Genomic DNA, 17820 nt, shown 5'->3' on the forward strand with positions numbered 1-17820 from the left:
GGCGGTCTTTCGCCGCCTTCAGGTTGTCATTCACTGCGTTCGAACCACCTGATCAAATTCATCCTGCCACTCGCGCCTAAGGGCGGGCGCAAGTGTTCTACAGGCGTTTTGCACCATGCAGCCTTGGCAACGGGCTTTCTGCCTCGCTTACTGCTTTCCGGTCTTCGTCGAGCGCAGTGGCGCATAAGGGTGCGGCCTTTCTACGCATGTCAGGTTGTAACTCACTGCGTTCGAACCACCTGATCAAATTCATCCTGCCACTCGCGCCTAAGTGCGGGCGCAAGCGTCAGGCTGCCTTAGCCCAACCCTTATAATCGCGCCACTGCGCTCTGGTAACAAAAAACACCCGCGGCCACAGGCCAACGGGTGCGCATGAACCAAGGGCGCTTACGCTTCGTGGTCCAGCTTTTCGGCGTCGCGCTCCAAGAGCTTGGACGCCGGGTCGATGATGACGTCACCGGCAACCACTTCTTCGAGTGCCTGGCCAACGGTTTTCTTGGACTGGTACGCGGACAGCATCTTGATGCTGCCGGGCATTTCCAGTTCGTGGGCGCGCTTGGCGGCCAACACCGCCAGAGAGTAACGCGACGGCACCTTGGCGAGTAGCTTATCAATGGATGGGTAAATAATCATGATTGTCTCTCCTTCATTGCGGTAACGGTTAGTTCACCATATTCTTGTAACGGTTAATGACGCGCGGCACGCGCAGGTGTTCGCTTTCGATGATGCGCTCAATGCGCTGAACGGCCTTTGGCACCTCATCGTTGACCACGGCGTAATCGTAGTTGGCCATCATCTGGATCTCTTCTTTGGCCTGGTTGATCCGCTTTTCGATGACCTCGGCGGAGTCCGTGCCTCGCCCGGTCAGGCGATTCTTGAGTTCCATCAAGTCTGGGGGGGTTAAAAAGATGAAGACGCCATCCGGACACTTCTCGCGCACCTGCATCGCGCCTTTGACTTCGATTTCCAACAGCACATCACGACCGGAATCAAGGGTCTGGTTGACGTACTTTAACGGGGTGCCGTAGTAGTTGTCTACGTACTTGGCGTACTCAAGCATCTGGCCGGCCGCGATGTCGGCTTCGAACTCGGCCTTCGTGCGGAAGTAATAGTCAACCCCATCCACCTCGCCGGGACGCATCTGACGCGTGGTCATTGAGACCGAATACTGAAAGTCTCGGTAATCCCCTTCGAGCATGGCTTGCCGCACCGTTCCCTTCCCGACCCCACTGGGCCCAGACAAAACGATGAGCATTCCCCGTTCCTGCATGCTTTAACCTCTTTCGTAAACTGTATTAGACCCATTATGCGGTGTTTTCACCAAAATTTCAAGACTCCGCTGGCGATTGCGGTCCAAAGCGGCGCAAAAAGTCTTGGCCCGCCGCCGTCCTTAGCCAAGCGTGCCCCGCCTGCCAGCCCTCACTCAGAAGCGCCGCCCGGTGCCGCGGACTAAAGTCGAGCAACCCCCTGCCGGTTTCTTTTGGGGCAAACACCACATCCGCTTGCCCGCACACAGGCCCCCACCCGTTGGCAGCGATCGCCAGCACCGTCGTGGCCCCCAGCAGGCGCGCCTGCGTCACCGGCAGATCCGCCGCCAAGCCCCCATCCCGGTAGCGAGTGCCCGCGATGGTCACCGCATGCTTGACGCCGGGTAGCGCCATCGTCGCCCGCAACCAGTCCTTGAGCCGTGGCCCAGCCAGCATCACCACATGCGCACGACACCGGCGGGTGGCCACCACCGCCAACACCGGCCAAGTGCATCGCCGGGGTTGCGCCATCAGCGTGTCGATGAGGGGGTGCAGGCTCGCCGCGCGCCACGGCCACCGCGCCAGCGGCTGCACCCACCACTGACACAGCGCTTGGGGGGAGAGCCTGGTGGCCGCCACCCCGTTGAGCGCCCCGATCGAGGTCCCGAGGAGCAGATCCGGCACCACACCCGCCTCAAGCAACGCGGCCAGCACCCCGGCCTGATAAGCGCCGCGCGCGCCGCCACCCCCTAGTACGATTGCAATTGTCATGCGCTTCACCACCTTTTTGATCGAAAGGGTTGCGTTTCAGAACGTTTGTTCGTATAATGAGGTCACAAACAAACGTTCGGAGGTCTCCACCATGGAAAATCACGCCCACACCTTACAAGCCGTTACTCAGAATTTGATTCGCTCGACCCGCGACTTCTTTGAGCTGACCGAGCCCGTTGTCGTGATGCCACAGTTCCAGCTACAGGCCTTCGCTGAACAAGCCCACACCAACCACTACCGCATCGCCGCCTTCTTCACCCAAGAGGAGGCACCGTTAGTTGGTCACCTGACGCGCCAGCTGGCAGACGGCCGTTATCTGCTTCAAGCATACCGCAGCAACGTCGTCCGTGTCGTCTCACTGACTCAGCTAACCTACCTGCAACGCGTGGATTAACTGTTCGGGTCCCGGTCCAGTCAGCGCCACCCCCGTTAGGCTACTCGCCGCGCGCCAATCGCGCCAAAAACCCCGATGTGTACGCACACATCGGGGTTTTTGCTATGCGCGCAACGCACGCTTGGTTTCATCTGCCAGCGCGAGTAGCTCCTCAGCATGCTCCACGGCCAGGTGGGTGATGGTTTCACCAGCCAGCATCCGCGCGATTTCCAGCACCCGCGCCGCGTGGTCCAGCTTCTGCACGGTGGTGGTGGTGCGACCCTTCGCCACACGCTTTTCGATCACGTACTCGTGGTCGGCCATGGCGGCCACCTGCGGCAGGTGGCTGATGCACAGCACCTGTGAAGCCAGCGCGATTTGGCTGATTTTGTTGGCGATGGCTTGGGCAACGCGACCCGAGACACCGGTGTCCACTTCATCAAAGATGATGCTGGTCACCCCGTCGGTTTTGGCGAAAATGGTCTTTAGCGCCAGCATGATCCGCGACAGCTCCCCGCCGCTGGCAATTTTCGCCAGTGGTTTGGCCGCCTCACCGGGATTCGTCTGAATGTAGAACTCCACGTTATCCAGGCCGTCTGGGCGCAGCTCGCCCGCCTCAAGTGGCGTGAACTGCACCGAGAAAACGGTCTTGGCCATGTACAGGGCGGCCAACTGCTCGTGGATCGCCGCCACCAGCGCCGTGGCCGCCTGCGCACGCGCGGCGTGTAGCTTCGCCCCCAGCGCAAGCAGCGCGCTGCGTTGCGCGGCCACGCGCTTGTCCAAGCCCTCCTCGTCAGCCTCCGTGGCGGTCATACTGGCAAGTTCCCGGGCAGCCTTCTCACCGTAAGCCAGCACGGCGCTGGCACTGGCGCCATACTTGCGCTCCAGCTGGGTCAGTAAGTCGAGCCGCTTTTCCACGGCGTCCAAGCGGCCCTCGTCCCACGATAGGTCATCGATCTGCCGCGACAACTCGGTTTGCGCGTCCTGCAGGCTGTAGTAGGCCCCGGCAATGCTTTTGGCAATGGTGTCAAACGCCGGGTCAAGGCTGGCCACCCCCTGCATGTTGCCCATCGCTTGCGCAATCAGGTCCAGCGGGTTGGCCTCCTCGTTGCTCAACAGGCCGTAGCTGTCATTGAGGGCATCGGCAATGCGCTGATAATTGGCCAACCGCTCACGCTCGGCCGAAAGCGCCTCATCCTCACCCGCCGTTAAGGCCGCCACCTCGATCTCATCCACCTGAAAGCGTAGCATGTCGAGCCGTTGCGCCCACTCCCGCTCGTTTTGGTGCTTTTTTTGCAGGGCCTGCGCGTTTTTGGTGTAGGCCGCGTAGTCACTTCGGTACTGGGTCAAAAGCGGGCCAACGGTGGCCGCGGCAAACTGATCCAGCAAGCCCAAGTGGGTCTCGGGGTGAATCAGCTGTTGGTGCTCGTTTTGGCCATGAATGTCGACCAGCGTCTCCCCAATGGCGCGCAGGGTGGCGGTGTTGACCAGGGTGCCATTGACCCGGCAAAGGTTGCGGCCACTGGCGTAAAGCTCCCGCGCCAAAAGCACTGTCCCGTCATCCGGGGCTAGCCCATACGCCGCCATCACCGTCGCGGTGCGCGGGTTCGAGGTCGCGTCAAACAACCCCTGCAGGCTGGCCTTGCTGGCGCCGGTGCGCACAAAATCCGCACTGCCCCGCCCGCCGGCCAGTAGGCTGACCGCATCGATGATGATCGACTTGCCGGCCCCGGTCTCCCCGGTCAGCGTTGTCATGCCGGTCGTGAAGCTCAGCTCCAGCGATTCGATGATCGCAAAATCGTGAATCACGAGTTCTTGCAGCATATTATCCCACCATTTCGTCCAGTGACTGCAGGACCGCCGCCGCTTGCTCGGCCCCGCGACAGATGATCAGGATCGCGGCATCACCGGCGATCGTGGCAAAGATCCGGGGATCCTCCAACTGATCGATCAGGTTCCCGATCGCCGGCGCCGTGCCTGGCGACATCACCACGTGCACGAACTGGTCCATGCACTCGCCGCGCAGGTAGGCGCCTGCCAGTGTGCGGCGCAGTTTATCCAGTGGCGCCAGTTGCTTCTCCGGGGGCAGGCTGTAGCGATACTGCCCATCGGCCATGGGCACCTTCACCAGCTGCATCTCCTTGATGTCGCGCGAAATCGTGGCCTGCGTCACCGGAATGCCGGCCGCGGCCAACTGCGTCACGAACTCCCCTTGACGTTGGATGATCGTCTTTTGCACCAGCTGCCTGATGCGCGCCTGCCGTTCATTCTTTTGCATCCTGCCACCCGCTTTCTCAGTCTATGGCCATAGCATAACGCATTCTGAATATTTTTACCATATCAGGCTTGAGACTGTCTTTTTATACAGATTTAGTCCGTCAAGTCGCCGACTGAGGCGTCTCATCACAATAAATATACATGCCCCATCGTCATGTGGCTGGGGTAATAGCCAGCGCTAGAACCAAAAAACGGCATGGGTCGCCCCACACCGTTCTGCGTTGTCCTTGCGGTCAGTGCCCGCTCGGCCGCAGCTCCGCATACGCGCGAGCTAGCGTCTCCGACACAGACACGGTATCCGCCAAAACGCCCACCGCGCCGCCGTTTTGAAGGTGGATCAGAAACTCAATGTTCCCTTCACCGCCCTTGATGGGGCTGAAGTCCAGGCCGAGCACGTTGTAGCCCGCACCCAGCGCAAAATTGACGATCATCTCCAGCACGGCCTGGTGCACAGCCGGGTCGCGCACGATGCCCTTCTTGCCGACATTGGCCGGCCCGGCTTCGAACTGCGGCTTGATCAGCGCGACCGCGTGCCCGGCCGGCTCAAGAATGGCCTTGAGCGGTGGCAGGATCAGCTTCAGCGAGATGAAGGACACATCCGTCATCGCAAACTCCACCGGGCCAAGCGTGAAGTCTTCCGGTTTGCTGTAGCGGAAGTTGACGCGCTCCATCACGCTGACGCGCGGGTCCTCACGCAGCTTCCAGGCCAGCTGGTTGTAGCCGACATCGAGCGCGTAGCTCAGCTTAGCACCATTTTGCAGGGCGACATCGGTGAAGCCACCGGTGGAGGCCCCGATGTCCAGCACGGTTTTGCCCGTCAAGTCGAGGTCAAACACCGTCAGCGCCTTGGCCAGTTTCAGCCCCCCGCGACTGACGTACGGCATCACCTTGCCCTTCACGTGCAGGACGGCCGCCGCATCGATCTTGACGCCCGGCTTGTCCAGCCGCTCATTATTCTGATCGTACACCTCGCCGGCCATCACCGCCCGCTTGGCCTGCTCACGCGACGTGAACAACCCTTGCTCGACCAACAGCACATCAACACGTTCTTTTTTCACACGGACTCCTTAATCAAAATACGAGAGAAACGCCTGCAACTGCGGCGCTGGGACGGACAGGTGACCCACGGCTTCACGGGCCAGCATCAGCTGCGTGGCCAGCGCCTTCCTGGCGCCGGGCAAGCCCAAAATGGCCGGGAACGTCGCCTTGTTTTCGGCCACGTCCTTATTGGCGGTCTTGCCCAGTGCCGCACTGGTCTTGGTCACGTCGTTGATGTCATCTTGGATCTGAAAGGCCAGCCCGAATGCCTGGGCGAAGCGGCGCAACGCCACGGCATCCTGCTCGCCGACGTCGGCCAGCGTGGCCCCCATCATCACGGCGACTTCGATCAGCGCACCGGTTTTGAGCGCCTGCAACAGCCGCAGGTGGGCCACATCGATCAGCTGATTTTCGCTGGTCATGTCCATCACCTGTCCTGCCACCATCCCGTTGGCCCCCACGGCCTGCGCGAACTGCTGGGTCAGCGTGACCACGGTGGCAGCCGGGGCTTCCGTCATGCTGAGCATCGCAAAGGCCTCGGCCTGCAGCGCATCCCCCGCCAGAATCGCCATCGCCTCACCAAATTGCTTGTGGCTGGTCGGCTGACCGCGGCGCAGGTCATCGTTGTCCATCGCCGGCAGGTCATCGTGGATCAGCGAGTACGTGTGCAGGTACTCCAGCGCTGCTGCCGCGGGTAGCGCCGTATCAACGTCGCCGCCAAAGGTGTCCACGGTGGCCAACAGCAGCAGTGGCCGTAGCCGCTTGCCACCGGCTTCAAGCGAATAGCGCATCGCCTCTGCCAAGGACGCATTATGTAAGGCGTCAAGCCGCGCCGTCATGGTCGCGTCAAGCGCCGGCAAAAAGCTTTGGGTGCGCGCGTTAAGCATTTTTCTCCGGCACGAACGTCACGGTCGTCCCGTCCTCTTTCACCATCTGGGTCACGGTTTGCTCCGCTTCCTTCAGCGTCTTTTCGAGTTGCTTGCTCAGCGTCACGCCAGTCTTGAACTGATCGAGGGCCTGCTCCAGGGGCACATTACCCTGCTCCAGGTTTGCGACGATCTGCTCCAGTTGGGCCAGGTTCTCTTCAAAAGTTGGTTCAGCCATTCTCGCGCTTCCTTTCTGTTGGGGCCACCACCACTGGGACGGTCCCGTCTTGCACATGCACCGTGACTGAGCGCCCCGGGGTAAAGTCCGCCACCTTGCGCAGCATCGTGCCATCTGGGCCGGTCACGTAGCTGTAACCACGCGCCAGCGTATGCAACGGGCTGAGGTGATCGAGCGCCTCAACGGCCGCGGCAAACGCCTGGCGGTTGCGCCCGGTCAGTGTCTGCATCGCGTGCGTGAGGCGTGCTTGATCAGCGGCCACGCGCTGCGCGGTCGTGGTCAGCTGGCCTTGCAGTCGCCGGGGCTGCAACGACGCACCGGCGACCGCCACACGGTGCTGCCAGTTGGTCAGCTGCACCGTTAGCCGCTCTTGCAGCTGATTTTTCAGCAGATCCACCTGCTGCGCGTACTGGTCGTACAGGCGAGCCGGTTGAGTCAGCACCACACTGTGCTGCACGCGCAAGAGGCGGTCTTGTTGCGCCGTCAAGCGGTTGCGCATCGCCGTCACCAGCCGCAGTCGGTCCTGCGTGAGGCGGTCCAAGGCATCCACCAGCGTGATCGGGGTGACCAGCTCCGCCGCCGCGGTCGGCGTGGCCGCGCGGTGGTCCGCAATGAAGTCGGCGATGGTCGTGTCGGTTTCGTGACCGACGGAGCTAACGATCGGCATCGGCATGGCCACCAAGGCACGCGCAACGCGCTCCTCGTTGAACGGCCATAGGTCCTCGATCGACCCACCGCCGCGGCCGATGATCAGGGCGTCAAATCCGCCCATCGCCTTGACCCGATTCAGCTGCGTCACCAAACTGTCGGCCGCAGCCGTCCCCTGCACCACCGCCGGAAACAGCGTCAGTTGTAGGATCGGATAACGCCGCGCCACCGTGGTCATGATGTCTTGGATCACCGCGCCACTGGGGCTGGTGATGACGGCCACACGCTTCGGAAACAGCGGCAGGGGCCGCTCGTTTTGCGTGAACAGCCCTTCAGCGCCCAGCTTTTGCTTCAGCTGTTCCAGGGCCTGATACAAGGCGCCCACGCCATCGGGCTCCATGGACTCAATGACGATCTGGTACTGGCCGCTGGCATTGTACAGCGTCACGCGCCCAACCACGCGCACCTTCATCCCCTCCTCGGGGCGAAACTTCAGCTTAGCGAAGGCCGCCTTGAACATGACCGCACTGATTTTGGCGTGGTCATCCTTCAAGGAGAAGTATTGGTGGCCCGGCCGCAGCCGGAAGTTTGAGACCTCACCGGTCAAAAAAACGCGGTTGAGGTACGGATCTAGGTCAAACTTGCGACGCAGGTACTGCGTCAGCGTGCTGACCGAGAGATAGTCTGGTTCAGGCATTCAATCGCCTCTTTGCGAGTTCTACAGTTTGCATCATCAAAGCCGCGATGGTCATCGGTCCAACGCCGCCAGGGACCGGAGTGATCGCCCCGGCGATCGGCGCCACCGCAGCGTAATCGACGTCACCGACGAGCTGGCCGGCGGCGTTGCGGTCCATGCCGACATCGATGACAATGGCGCCGGGGTTGACCATCTCTGCCGTGATGAACTCCGGCAGGCCGGTCGCCACCACGAGGAGGTCCGCCTGGCGCGTCACCGCCGCAAGGTCTTTGGTCTTGCTGTGGGCAATCGTGACGGTCGCATTATGGTTCAGCAGTAACCCGGCCATCGGGCGCCCGACGATGTTGGAGCGTCCGACGACCACGGCGTTCATGCCGGTCACATCGATGTCGTAATGGGCCAGAAGCGCCATGATGCCAAACGGCGTGGACGCCACAACACCTGGCGTGTGGGTCCACAGGCGGCCGACGTTGACCGGGTGGAAGCCATCCACGTCCTTGTTCGGGTCGATCGCTTCGATCACCGTGTCGGCGTCGATTTGGGCCGGAAGCGGCAGCTGGACCAGGATGCCGTCGATGCTGGCATCGTGATTCAGCGCATCGATGACCGCCAGCAGCTCGGCTTGGGTCGTGGTGGCCGGCATGGTTTTTTTGACCGAGTTGATCCCCAGCCCCTCGGCGCGACGCTGCTTATTGCGCACGTAGATGGCACTGGCCGGATCGTCCCCTACCAGCACCACGGCTAGGCCCGGGGTCACCCCTTGGGCGCGCATCGCGCTCACCGTATCCTTTAAGTCTGCCATCAACGTGTTCGCGGTTTGTTTGCCATCAAGAATTGTCGTCATGGTGGTCCTCCTCCGTATTATAAATGATTATATGCTCAGGTACAAAAACTTAAATATTGGGGGTAAAACACGAAAGAGGCTGGAAGTGACTTCCAACCTCTCTCACGCGTTTTAGGCTTGGACGAATTGGCCCAAGATCCCGTTGACGAACTTTGCGGCCTGCTCGTCGCTGTACTTGCGTGCCAACTCGATCGCTTCGTTGACCGCGACCTTGTCCGGCAAGTCTGCTTCGAACTGCACCTCATAAAGCCCCAGTCGAAGCACGATCAGGTCGGGCCGGGTCAGCCGATCAAGCCGCCAGCCGGCCTTCAGCTTGCTGGTGATGGCCGCGTCGAGCGCCGCCTCATTGGCCAAAACGCCATCGATCAGGCCCACCATGTAGGCGCTGGCCGTCGTATCGGCCGGCAGCACATCGGCGTAGACCTGCTCGCGGTCCGCCTCCGGGTTACCGTCCAGGGCGAAAAGCGCCTTAAAGGCGGCTTCTCGTGAATCATGTCTGCCTAGCATTTAGTCGTCATCCTCGGTTTCGTTGTCCTCATCATCGTCTTTGAACAGGTCGTCTGGGTCGAGTTTGGCCGCCTTTTCCGGCACCACTCCGACAACATGCACATTGACCTCATCCAGCGTCAGGTCGGTCATGTACAGGAGCTGTTCGCGCAGGGTTTCCTGCATCGTCATGGCCACTTTCGGGACCGACACACCGTAATCCAGGTAAACGTACACATCCGCACTGAGCCGCGTGCCATCCACCGTCAGCGCCACGCCCTTCCCGTGGTTTGCGCGGCCAAACCACGCGTTGATGGAGCTTGCAAGGGTCCCACGCATCTGGTAGACGCCGTCAACGGAGACGGCGGCGATGCCCAAGATGACCTCCAAAACTTCGGGCACGATCTCGATCGTCCCCTGTGCATCCGTGCGATTGGCAAGTATGATATTTGTTTCTTCAGCCATTAGGCATCCTCCTCATATCGTCGTGCGGTGGCTCGCGCGAGTTAAGCGCGCGAGATGTAGCTTCCGTCCTGCGTGTTGATCGTCAGCATGTCGCCTTCGTTGACAAAGAACGGCACATTGACCACCAGCCCGGTTTCCATTGTGGCCGGCTTGGTCCCACCGCTGCTGGTGTTCCCGCGCACGCCCGGTTCGGTGGCGGCAACGGCCAGATCCACCGTGTTCGGCACTTCAACGCCCAACGTTTCCGCACCGTGCATCATGATCTTCACTTCCATGTTTTCTTTCATGTACTTCAGCTCGTTGCGAATCTCATCCCCTGGCAGGGTGAGCTGCTCGTAGCTTTCCATATCCATGAACACATAGGAGTCGCCATCCGCGTAAAGGTACTGCATCGTCTTCGTGTCGATCTGCGCCTTTTCGACCTTTTCCGTCGAACGGAAGGTCTTTTCCTGAACCGCGCCAGTACGCAGGTTCTTCAGTGTGGAGCGAACGAAGGCAGAGCCCTTACCCGGCTTCACGTGCTGGAATTCGACGATCCGCCAGAGCCCGCCCTCCACTTCGATGGTCAAGCCGTTTTTAAAGTCGTTAACAGAAATCATTATGGTTCCTCCATTGTCGTTTGTCCATTACCTTTAACTATATCAATCCTGTGGGTGCGGCGCAACACGCGCCGGACCCACAGTCAAACGACAAGGTGGGGATGCCCCCGTTCATTCGCCCAAGGGCCACTGCGCGTTTGGGTCACGGGGTCACCTGCACAATCGGGAGCTCGGCCGGGGCTGGCGTGCTCAGCAACTGCGCGCCGGTGGCGGTGATCAGCAGGTCGTCTTCGATCCGCACCCCGCCAATCCCCGGCAGGTAGATGCCGGGCTCATCGGTTTCGACATTGCCCGCAACTTGGCCGACCTGGTTGTAAATGCCCCAGGCACCTGGCCCCTCATGGATCGACAGCCCGATGCCGTGGCCGGTCCCGTGGCCAAAGTACTGGCCGTAGCCCGCTTGATCGATCAACCCGTGCGCGTAGTCGTTGATGGCCTGGCCAGTGACTCCCGGGGCCATCAGCTCAGCCACGCCCCGGTTCGCGGCGTACACCACGCGGTAGATGGCCTTGATCTGCGGATCCGGCTCCCCCACCGCGAAGGTGCGGGTCAGATCAGACACGTAGCCGTGATAGACACAGCCCCAGTCCAGGGTCACCACATCGCCGGCTTCGATCACCTTCGTCGTCGCCGCACCGTGGGGCATCGCCGAGCGGGCGCCACTGGCGACGATCGTCTCAAAGGAGGTGCCAGAGGCCCCGAGCCGGCGCATGAAGAAGTCGAGGTCAAGTGCGACCTCAGCCTCGGTCATCCCGGGCCGAATCGTTGCGAGGACGTGCTGGTAGCCCGCCTCCGCGATCTCGATCGCCTTTTGGATCAACGCCAGCTCGCTGGCGTCCTTCACTTCCCGCAGCGTGCCCACAAAGTTGGTCGTGGCCACCCACTCGCTCGTTTCGGGCAGCTTGGCGAAGCTGGCATACACCAGCGTTTCCGCCTCAAAGCCGATTCGGTGCAGGTCGTGCTGTTCCGATAAATCCCCCGCTTCTGCAAATAGCCCATGTTGGTGCAGGACCAGGGTGGCGTTATGCACCTCCACCTTGACCTGCTCCGTGAACCGTGAGTCCGTGATCAGCCATGCCGTTTTGGCGCTCACAAGTAGCGCACTTTCATCCCCGGTGAAGCCGGTCAGGTAGGTCACATTGACCGGATCGGTCACCAAGATCGCGTCCAGCGCCTGAGTCTTAAGTTTGGCCTGCAGTCGGGTCAATCGCGTTTCTGCCATCATCGCTTACCTCCATCTCTGAGTTCTTCGTCGCGCAACGTGGTGCATGAGGGCGCGGGCTCAATCAGCTAGCCACTCACGCCTAAGTGCTGGATTGGATCAGGTTGTTTGAACGCAGTACGTGACAACCTGACATGCGTCGAAAGCCCATCTCTCATAACCGCACCACGTCACGCTGGGATAAAAAAACGCCCCGTTGCCGGGGCGTCAATGTGTTATTCAGCTTGTTCGACTGGATAAACAGATACTTGCTTACGATCGCGGCCAAGGCGTTCGAATTTTACGATGCCATCAGCTTTTGCGAACAAAGTATCGTCGCCGCCGCGGCCGACGTTCGTGCCTGGGTGAATCTTGGTCCCGCGTTGACGGTACAAGATGTTGCCGGCAAGTACGAATTGGCCGTCAGCGCGCTTGGAGCCAAGACGCCGACCAGCGGAGTTCCGCCCGTTAGAAGTGGAACCGCCCCCCTTATGGTGGGAGAAGAATTGTAAGTTCATCTTTAACATAGTCTGTACACCTCCGAATATTGAATTAGGCTTTATGCGTGTGAGTCACAACGTGCACATAATCGTGATGGTCCTGCGCGATCTCGCTGAGCGTGAGATACAGGCTTTCAAGGAGCGTCTGCGTAGTTCGTTGCGCCTCAGCGGTCAAGGTGGTCGGGATGCTGGCCTCGATGTGGCCACCGTTCACCTCATCGGCGAACGTGACTGGGTCAAACCCCGCCATCACCTCAATGCTGTTGGCGATCCCGATCGTCACGGCCGAAACCGCGGCACACACAATGTCGTGCCCGTAGTCCCCTGAATCCGCGTGACCCGTCAGCTTGAACTGTTGAAAGGCCCCTGCTGGATCGCGCGAAAAGACTGCTTTGATCATGTGGTCAACTCCTATTTAGGCGTTGATTGCGTCGATGACAACCTTCGTGTAAGGTTGACGGTGACCCTTCTTCTGGTGGCTGTGCTTCTTAGGCTTGTACTTGAAGGTCACGACCTTCTTTTCACGCCCTTGCTTCTCAACCTTACCAGTTACGGTCGCGCCGTCGAGGACCGGGGTCCCGATCTTCGCCGCACCATCACCTGCAACCAAGATCACTTGGTCGAAGGTAACCGTTGCGCCTTCTTCAACATCGAGCTTCTCGACGTAAAGTGCTTCGCCGACTTCGGCTTTGTATTGCTTACCGCCAGTTTTGATAATTGCGTACATCTTGTGCACCTCCTGTTGCCCGTAGGCTTTTTCCCCTGAGGACTCGCCAAGTTAGGTGCTACGCTTCAAAACCTAACGTTGCGCGGTTGCAGTTGAGGGGTGACAAATACAACGTAACGATTATAGCAAAGCCCCTTGGGGAACACAAGTAGAAGTTCGGCACGCAAAAACGTCGCACCGCTTGTTGTCCCCGGCCAACTCCGCTATACTGACTGACAGACAAAGACAAGGAGCGCATCCATGGTTATCCTGACTTACATCCTATTATTCCTGCTCACCGGTGGCCTCGTGGTGACCATCACCGCCCGCCTGCACGCACCACTTAACTTCGTGGTCGATGCCGTGGTCGGCGTGATCCTTCTGAGCGTGGCCTTCAAATTTCTCGGCGCCGGGCCCGCGTTCGGCCTACTGATCTGGCTGGCCGGACTGGTCGGGGGGCTTTACGCCCTGCGCACTGTGTTACGCAAGGGCTAAAAAAAGCGCCGCGGAGTTGACCCGCGTCGCTGTTGTGCCCCTGCCAAGGACCTTCATCATACCACAAAACCGCGTGTTGCAGCTTGGCAACACGCGGTTTTTATTGCCCCGGCATCAGTTGTTCAGAAGCGCAACAGCTTGCTCGATCGTCCGCCCGGTGGCCGTGTGTTGCTGGTCACTCAGGTCGATAGCGATGAACAGTTGCGTCTGCGTGTCGAGTTGAATCTTATATTTCATGTTCATGCGATTGCCTCCATTCGAATCATTCTTGAAGGGTCTCTCAGGTAGCGATAGCGTTAGTTTACTCACTTTAAGTACGTGTGTCAAACGCTATCATGAAAATTTCGTGAAAAATCGGTCTTCAGACCGAGACGCGTCCCACTGAAGTCTCATGCACAGGAAGGCGTCAATCACCCCCGTTGCCAAAGTTGAAATCGGTTGCATATCCTGTTATAATTTATGTTGTAAACAATTATATCTAGGGAGGCTTTTAACATGGAGCGAACGTTCACCAAAGCAGAGCTGGCCAAGTACAACGGGGTCGATGACCCCCACAAGTATGTGGCCATCGATGGCGTCGTGTACGACCTGACCAATGTGCCCGCATGGGGCGGCGAAAATCACCACGGCAATCACGCCGGTCAGGACCTGACCGAGGCCATCAGCCACTCCCCACACGGCAAGGGTGTGCTGACCAAGCAACCGGTTGTCGGCAAATACGTCGGCTAACGGCATCACAATCATTCGGTGCGAACAAAGAGGATCTCGGCCAGCAGGCCCAGATCCTTTTTTTGCTGGTGGCAGCACCAGCGCCGTTTGCTTGCTGTACTAGGCGGGATTCGAACCCGCGACCGATGGTTTAGAAGACCATTGCTCTATCCAACTGAGCTACTAGTACGTGAACCTTTACTATTATAAGGAACGCGTTAAGGCACGTCAACGCTTGAAACCCCCACGGCAGACGGCTACACTGGGGCTATCGATTAAAAAGAAATGAGGAATCCCCATGAAACTGAATCAATTCGCGCGCCTGGCCCCAGACGCCGCGACCCAGGTCCGCGAGCTGAACGCCATTGGGTTTGCCACCGACCCCACGCTCGGGCTGGCCGAGCTTGCGCAAACTAACTTCGCCAAGCTCTTCCCAGAGGCCTATACCGCCACCACCACGCACCAACAATGGGCCAACATTGCCACCGATGCCACCCACACGCTGGCGGATCTGCTGACCCCGGCGCTGACGCGCATCCCACGCGACCAGTTCTACACGGCGGCCTTGCAGTTGCTGGGCTTTGAACCGATCACCGACTTTCCGCTGGCGGCGCCACTGCGCTTCATGACAGCGACAAAGCTCCCCTTTGTCGCTGCAGACATCGAGACACCGGCCGACTTTCTGGCGGCGCTTTACCTGCTGCTCACCACGCGTACGAAGCACTTGGTCAACTACCTGGACGCCTTGGCGACCCGCGGCTTCTTCAAGGACTTCCAAGGGGCCGCGCCGCGCTACCTATTTTTCAACGGCAAGGCGCAAAACGTGTTCGATGCGCGCCGCGTTCACCGCGAGGTCGTGTGGATCGAATCGGACCTCGACACCGACCACGACGGCCAGCGTGACCTGCTGGAGGCCACCATTTTCCGGCCGGCGGAAACCGATGCCGGGTTGAAAATGCCGGTGTTGTTCACCGCCAACCCCTACTTCCACGGCACCAACGACGTCGACTGGATCACGCACGAGCCCAGCACCGAAGTCGCCGTGAAGACGCACTCGCACACCCGCGAAGAAGTCACCTACCACGCCCCGGCGGCGCCAGACTTACCGCCGCGGCCGGTCACTGGCACAGCGACTGAAGCCGAGCAGTATGCGGATGAAAACGGCATCTACGCGCTCAACGATTACTTCCTCGGCCGCGGGTTCGTCACCGTCTACTCGGCCGGCGTCGGCACCCGCGGCTCCGATGGGGTGCGGTCGACCGGTGGCCCCAGCGAAACGGCCAGCGCGGTCGCGGTGATCGAGTGGCTGACCGGCGCGCGGCGCGCCTTCACCAACCGCACTGACGGCATCGCGATCAAGGCCTGGTGGAGCAACGGCAAGGTCGCCATGACCGGCAAGTCCTACCTCGGCACGCTCGCCATTGCCGCGGCGACCAGCGGGGTCAAGGGGCTCAAAACCGTGATCGCGGAGTCCGCCATTTCCAGCTGGTACGACTACTACCGCGAAAACGGGCTGGTCGTCGCCCCCGGCGGCTTCCAAGGAGAAGACGCCGACGTGCTGGCCGTGGACACCTACTCGCGCCAAAAAACCACCGGTGACTTTTTGCGTATGAAGCCGACCTGGGACAAGGCGCTGGCGGCCATCACCGCCGACCAGGACCGCGTGACCGGGGACTACACCGCCTGGTGGGACGCCCGCAACTACCGCAACCACCTGGCCAACATCACCTGCGATGTCGTGGTCACCCATGGGCTCAACGACTGGAACGTCAAGCCCAAGAACGTCATCGCGCTGTGGAACGGGCTACGCGACCTGCCGATCCAAAAGAAGATGGTCCTGCACCAGGGGCAACACGTCTACGTCAACAACGTGCTGTCGTTGGACTTCACTGACATGATGAACCTTTGGCTTTCTTATGAGCTACTGAACGTGGCCAACGATGCCCCAGCGGTGTTGCCGAACGTCACGGTGCAGGACAACGTTGAACCGCAGACTTGGCACACTTACACGGACTTCGCCAGCGCTGACGCCCAGCACCCCCAGCAAGTGCTGAACCTCGCCACCGCGTTCACCGCCGATCGCGCCAGCTTCGCCGACAACGCGACCCGCACATTCCACGCACACCACGAAACCTCTGACAGCTACGAGCTTGAGATCGTCAAGCCCAACAGCCTGTACGCAACCGACCGCCTGTGGCTGGACTTGCCCGTCTTCGACCACGCGGTGGTGCTTGAGGGTATTCCCACCGTGCACCTGCGCCTGTGGATCGACCAGCCCACCGCCATTTTGAGCGTGCGGCTGGTCGACGTGGGCCAGGCGGCACGCTTTGGCGCCGTGGCCAAGACCCTCGATCCGACCGGCTACCCGCTGGGCTATGACTACAAAACGACCAGCATTCTGGAGTTTGCCCCGGCCGCCCCGACAGATAGTAAGCTGATCACCTTCGGCCACGCGAACGTGCAGAACCAGCACAACGCTTACGAAAACGTGCCTGTGGTGCCGGGCGTTCCGTTCACCCTCGACTTCGCGCTGCAGCCGACGCACCTAACGCTGCCGGCCGACCGGCACCTCGCTTTGATCATCCACGGCGCCGACATGGCCCAGACCCACCGGCCAACCGCCATCACCAACTACCACCTGGACCTGGCCAACAGCACGCTCACGCTGCCGATGCGCCAGGATTAGCGCCTAAAAAAGACGCGGCTTCTTCCCTTTTAATGAGGAAGAAACCGCGCCTTTTTGGCGTCTGATCAGATCAGCACCGTCACCGTCGCCGCCCCGAGGATCAGGACTAAGCCCACAATAGTGATGCCCATTTCCTTGGGCGTTTTACGCTCGCCGAGGAACCAGATCCCGGTCAAGGTCGCCAGCACGACGGAGGTCTGCGATAGGATGAAGCCGGTGGCCAAGCCGTTCATATTCGGTTGCGCCGAGATCAGGTAGGTCAACGCGGCAAACGCGAAGAACAAGCCGGAGAACAGGTGCTTGTACGATACGACTTCGGTGAAGGCATTGCGCCCGTGGCCGCGCAGCGCTAAAGCGTAGCCCGCGCTGACCAGCACCATCCCGATCGCTTGCGGCAAAAAGGCGTGCATGCCATCGATGCTGGCGGCTTGCGGCGCGGCGGAGTACGCCAGGTACCCGAGCTCCCCCACGGCCAGCAAGCCGATCGCCTTTTTGAGGGTGCTGCCGGATTCGGCGTCCTTGTGCTCGCGCCAAACCGTCAGGTACGCCCCGGCGATAATCGCGACCAGCGCCAAGCCGCCAATCACTTTGGCCGTAACACTCGGCCAGTCCCCCAGCACGATGACGCCCCACAGCGAGGCCCCCAACAGCTGAAAGGCGGTGGTGATGGGCATCGCCCGCGAAGACCCAACCATGGTGAAGCACTTGAAGGTGACGATCTGAGCGCTCGCCCACCCGATGCCTGAGATGATGGCCCAGACCAGATTCATTCCGGTCGGGACGGCAATGCCGTTGATCAGATTGAACGCAATGGCAAACATCATGGTGCCCAGCGTCGAGCCGAGGATCTGGTTCACGGGGCGGCCCCCAATTTTTGAGGCAATCGTTGGGTACAGCCCCCAACCCAGCAGCGGGCCAAGCCCGATTAAAATGGCAGTCATATTCATGCGTCATCGCTCCTTTGTCGTTGGTAAT

At 60.4% G+C, this 17820-nt stretch carries 23 protein-coding genes, 1 tRNA gene and 1 other annotated feature; of the genes, 4 read left to right on the top strand and 20 right to left on the bottom strand.

Annotation, left to right across the window (positions count from 1 at the left end; all coding sequences use genetic code 11):
- Positions 1–387: 387 nt before the first annotated feature.
- The 3 genes from rpoZ to EKM88_RS06645 are packed head-to-tail and all read right to left on the bottom strand — an operon-like array spanning position 388 to position 2018.
- Positions 388–633: a DNA-directed RNA polymerase subunit omega gene (gene rpoZ, locus EKM88_RS06635; RefSeq protein WP_125704442.1), complete on the bottom strand. Its 246-nt coding sequence runs from the start codon at positions 631–633 to the stop codon at positions 388–390.
- Positions 634–661: 28 nt separating this feature from the next.
- Positions 662–1270 (bottom strand): guanylate kinase, encoded by a 609-nt coding sequence (gmk, locus tag EKM88_RS06640; RefSeq protein ID WP_125704444.1) that lies wholly within the window; start codon positions 1268–1270, stop codon positions 662–664.
- 58 nt (positions 1271–1328) lie between these two features.
- Positions 1329–2018, bottom strand: coding sequence for a patatin-like phospholipase family protein (locus tag EKM88_RS06645; RefSeq protein WP_125704446.1), 690 nt, complete (start codon positions 2016–2018; stop codon positions 1329–1331).
- 91 nt (positions 2019–2109) lie between these two features.
- Between EKM88_RS06645 and EKM88_RS06650 the strand changes: the two genes are divergently transcribed.
- Positions 2110–2412 carry a hypothetical protein gene (locus EKM88_RS06650; protein ID WP_125704448.1) on the top strand — a complete coding sequence of 101 codons (303 nt, stop codon included), beginning with the start codon at positions 2110–2112 and terminating at the stop codon, positions 2410–2412.
- 102 nt (positions 2413–2514) lie between these two features.
- On the opposite strand, the gene recN is transcribed toward EKM88_RS06650, so the two are convergent.
- From recN to rplU, 14 genes are all read right to left on the bottom strand, one after another.
- Entirely contained in the window at positions 2515–4215 is a 1701-nt protein-coding gene (recN, locus tag EKM88_RS06655) for a DNA repair protein RecN (protein ID WP_125704450.1), read from the bottom strand.
- Position 4216: 1 nt separating this feature from the next.
- The gene (locus tag EKM88_RS06660; protein ID WP_125704452.1) at positions 4217–4669 is read right to left on the bottom strand and encodes an arginine repressor; all 453 of its coding nucleotides are present in this window, start codon (positions 4667–4669) and stop codon (positions 4217–4219) included.
- A 232-nt stretch (positions 4670–4901) separates the two neighbouring features.
- Positions 4902–5726: a TlyA family RNA methyltransferase gene (locus tag EKM88_RS06665; RefSeq protein WP_125704454.1), complete on the bottom strand. Its 825-nt coding sequence runs from the start codon at positions 5724–5726 to the stop codon at positions 4902–4904.
- Positions 5727–5735: 9 nt separating this feature from the next.
- Entirely contained in the window at positions 5736–6593 is an 858-nt protein-coding gene (locus EKM88_RS06670) for a polyprenyl synthetase family protein (RefSeq protein ID WP_125704456.1), read from the bottom strand.
- Positions 6586–6810, bottom strand: coding sequence for an exodeoxyribonuclease VII small subunit (locus tag EKM88_RS06675; protein ID WP_125704458.1), 225 nt, complete (start codon positions 6808–6810; stop codon positions 6586–6588). Before EKM88_RS06675 ends, EKM88_RS06670 begins: the two co-directional genes overlap by 8 nt.
- Entirely contained in the window at positions 6803–8155 is a 1353-nt protein-coding gene (xseA, locus tag EKM88_RS06680; RefSeq protein ID WP_125704460.1) for an exodeoxyribonuclease VII large subunit, read from the bottom strand. Before xseA ends, EKM88_RS06675 begins: the two co-directional genes overlap by 8 nt.
- Entirely contained in the window at positions 8148–8999 is an 852-nt protein-coding gene (folD, locus tag EKM88_RS06685; protein WP_125704462.1) for a bifunctional methylenetetrahydrofolate dehydrogenase/methenyltetrahydrofolate cyclohydrolase FolD, read from the bottom strand. Before folD ends, xseA begins: the two co-directional genes overlap by 8 nt.
- A 111-nt stretch (positions 9000–9110) precedes the next feature.
- Entirely contained in the window at positions 9111–9506 is a 396-nt protein-coding gene (gene nusB / locus EKM88_RS06690) for a transcription antitermination factor NusB (protein WP_125704464.1), read from the bottom strand.
- On the bottom strand, positions 9507–9950 hold the full coding sequence (locus EKM88_RS06695) for an Asp23/Gls24 family envelope stress response protein (protein WP_125704466.1): 444 nt from the start codon (positions 9948–9950) through the stop codon (positions 9507–9509).
- Between the two features lie 41 nt (positions 9951–9991).
- Positions 9992–10549: an elongation factor P gene (gene efp, locus EKM88_RS06700; protein ID WP_125704468.1), complete on the bottom strand. Its 558-nt coding sequence runs from the start codon at positions 10547–10549 to the stop codon at positions 9992–9994.
- Positions 10550–10691: 142 nt separating this feature from the next.
- Positions 10692–11771, bottom strand: coding sequence for a M24 family metallopeptidase (locus tag EKM88_RS06705; protein WP_125704672.1), 1080 nt, complete (start codon positions 11769–11771; stop codon positions 10692–10694).
- 215 nt (positions 11772–11986) lie between these two features.
- Positions 11987–12277 carry a 50S ribosomal protein L27 gene (gene rpmA, locus EKM88_RS06710; RefSeq protein ID WP_125704470.1) on the bottom strand — a complete coding sequence of 97 codons (291 nt, stop codon included), beginning with the start codon at positions 12275–12277 and terminating at the stop codon, positions 11987–11989.
- A gap of 25 nt (positions 12278–12302) precedes the next feature.
- Positions 12303–12650 (bottom strand): ribosomal-processing cysteine protease Prp, encoded by a 348-nt coding sequence (locus EKM88_RS06715; RefSeq protein WP_125704472.1) that lies wholly within the window; start codon positions 12648–12650, stop codon positions 12303–12305.
- Positions 12651–12665: 15 nt separating this feature from the next.
- A complete protein-coding gene (rplU, locus tag EKM88_RS06720; RefSeq protein ID WP_125704474.1) occupies positions 12666–12977 on the bottom strand; it encodes a 50S ribosomal protein L21 in 312 nt (103 codons plus the stop codon).
- Between the two features lie 28 nt (positions 12978–13005).
- Positions 13006–13075: a sequence feature (ribosomal protein L21 leader region), on the bottom strand.
- A 142-nt stretch (positions 13076–13217) separates the two neighbouring features.
- On the opposite strand from rplU, the gene EKM88_RS06725 reads away from it, so the two are divergent.
- A complete protein-coding gene (locus EKM88_RS06725; protein ID WP_125704477.1) occupies positions 13218–13451 on the top strand; it encodes a hypothetical protein in 234 nt (77 codons plus the stop codon).
- Between the two features lie 114 nt (positions 13452–13565).
- Here EKM88_RS06725 and EKM88_RS13575 read toward each other — a convergent pair whose 3' ends face one another.
- A complete protein-coding gene (locus EKM88_RS13575) occupies positions 13566–13694 on the bottom strand; it encodes a hypothetical protein (protein WP_263853031.1) in 129 nt (42 codons plus the stop codon).
- 252 nt (positions 13695–13946) lie between these two features.
- On the opposite strand from EKM88_RS13575, the gene EKM88_RS06730 reads away from it, so the two are divergent.
- Positions 13947–14180, top strand: coding sequence for a cytochrome b5 domain-containing protein (locus EKM88_RS06730; protein ID WP_125704478.1), 234 nt, complete (start codon positions 13947–13949; stop codon positions 14178–14180).
- 95 nt (positions 14181–14275) lie between these two features.
- Here the strand turns inward: EKM88_RS06730 and EKM88_RS06735 are convergent.
- Positions 14276–14349, bottom strand: a tRNA-Arg gene (locus EKM88_RS06735).
- Between the two features lie 108 nt (positions 14350–14457).
- Here EKM88_RS06735 and EKM88_RS06740 point away from each other — a divergent pair.
- The gene (locus EKM88_RS06740) at positions 14458–16845 is read left to right on the top strand and encodes a Xaa-Pro dipeptidyl-peptidase (RefSeq protein ID WP_125704481.1); all 2388 of its coding nucleotides are present in this window, start codon (positions 14458–14460) and stop codon (positions 16843–16845) included.
- Positions 16846–16910: 65 nt separating this feature from the next.
- Here the strand turns inward: EKM88_RS06740 and rbsU are convergent, their stop codons facing one another.
- Complete coding sequence (rbsU, locus tag EKM88_RS06745) at positions 16911–17792, bottom strand: ribose/proton symporter RbsU (RefSeq protein WP_125704483.1); 882 nt, start codon at positions 17790–17792, stop codon at positions 16911–16913.
- Positions 17793–17820 lie beyond the last annotated feature (28 nt).

Origin of the sequence: Lacticaseibacillus daqingensis, from assembly GCF_003946115.1 — a bacterium.
Lineage (GTDB): Bacteria > Bacillota > Bacilli > Lactobacillales > Lactobacillaceae > Lacticaseibacillus > Lacticaseibacillus daqingensis.

What these genes read in the sequence shown, in the direction of transcription:
- EKM88_RS06725 (WP_125704477.1), top strand. Translation starts at nt 13,218, where the DNA reads ATGGTTATCCTGACTTACATCCTATTATTCCTGCTCACCGGTGGCCTC.
- EKM88_RS06705 (WP_125704672.1), bottom strand. Translation starts at nt 11,771, where the DNA reads ATGGCAGAAACGCGATTGACCCGACTGCAGGCCAAACTTAAGACTCAG.
- EKM88_RS06695 (WP_125704466.1), bottom strand. Translation starts at nt 9,950, where the DNA reads ATGGCTGAAGAAACAAATATCATACTTGCCAATCGCACGGATGCACAG.
- EKM88_RS06650 (WP_125704448.1), top strand. Translation starts at nt 2,110, where the DNA reads ATGGAAAATCACGCCCACACCTTACAAGCCGTTACTCAGAATTTGATT.
- rbsU (WP_125704483.1), bottom strand. Translation starts at nt 17,792, where the DNA reads ATGAATATGACTGCCATTTTAATCGGGCTTGGCCCGCTGCTGGGTTGG.
- nusB (WP_125704464.1), bottom strand. Translation starts at nt 9,506, where the DNA reads ATGCTAGGCAGACATGATTCACGAGAAGCCGCCTTTAAGGCGCTTTTC.
- gmk (WP_125704444.1), bottom strand. Translation starts at nt 1,270, where the DNA reads ATGCAGGAACGGGGAATGCTCATCGTTTTGTCTGGGCCCAGTGGGGTC.
- EKM88_RS06730 (WP_125704478.1), top strand. Translation starts at nt 13,947, where the DNA reads ATGGAGCGAACGTTCACCAAAGCAGAGCTGGCCAAGTACAACGGGGTC.
- EKM88_RS06715 (WP_125704472.1), bottom strand. Translation starts at nt 12,650, where the DNA reads ATGATCAAAGCAGTCTTTTCGCGCGATCCAGCAGGGGCCTTTCAACAG.
- EKM88_RS06740 (WP_125704481.1), top strand. Translation starts at nt 14,458, where the DNA reads ATGAAACTGAATCAATTCGCGCGCCTGGCCCCAGACGCCGCGACCCAG.
- recN (WP_125704450.1), bottom strand. Translation starts at nt 4,215, where the DNA reads ATGCTGCAAGAACTCGTGATTCACGATTTTGCGATCATCGAATCGCTG.
- rpmA (WP_125704470.1), bottom strand. Translation starts at nt 12,277, where the DNA reads ATGTTAAAGATGAACTTACAATTCTTCTCCCACCATAAGGGGGGCGGT.
- folD (WP_125704462.1), bottom strand. Translation starts at nt 8,999, where the DNA reads ATGACGACAATTCTTGATGGCAAACAAACCGCGAACACGTTGATGGCA.
- EKM88_RS06670 (WP_125704456.1), bottom strand. Translation starts at nt 6,593, where the DNA reads ATGCTTAACGCGCGCACCCAAAGCTTTTTGCCGGCGCTTGACGCGACC.
- EKM88_RS06660 (WP_125704452.1), bottom strand. Translation starts at nt 4,669, where the DNA reads ATGCAAAAGAATGAACGGCAGGCGCGCATCAGGCAGCTGGTGCAAAAG.
- efp (WP_125704468.1), bottom strand. Translation starts at nt 10,549, where the DNA reads ATGATTTCTGTTAACGACTTTAAAAACGGCTTGACCATCGAAGTGGAG.
- EKM88_RS06675 (WP_125704458.1), bottom strand. Translation starts at nt 6,810, where the DNA reads ATGGCTGAACCAACTTTTGAAGAGAACCTGGCCCAACTGGAGCAGATC.
- rplU (WP_125704474.1), bottom strand. Translation starts at nt 12,977, where the DNA reads ATGTACGCAATTATCAAAACTGGCGGTAAGCAATACAAAGCCGAAGTC.
- EKM88_RS13575 (WP_263853031.1), bottom strand. Translation starts at nt 13,694, where the DNA reads ATGAACATGAAATATAAGATTCAACTCGACACGCAGACGCAACTGTTC.
- xseA (WP_125704460.1), bottom strand. Translation starts at nt 8,155, where the DNA reads ATGCCTGAACCAGACTATCTCTCGGTCAGCACGCTGACGCAGTACCTG.
- EKM88_RS06645 (WP_125704446.1), bottom strand. Translation starts at nt 2,018, where the DNA reads ATGACAATTGCAATCGTACTAGGGGGTGGCGGCGCGCGCGGCGCTTAT.
- rpoZ (WP_125704442.1), bottom strand. Translation starts at nt 633, where the DNA reads ATGATTATTTACCCATCCATTGATAAGCTACTCGCCAAGGTGCCGTCG.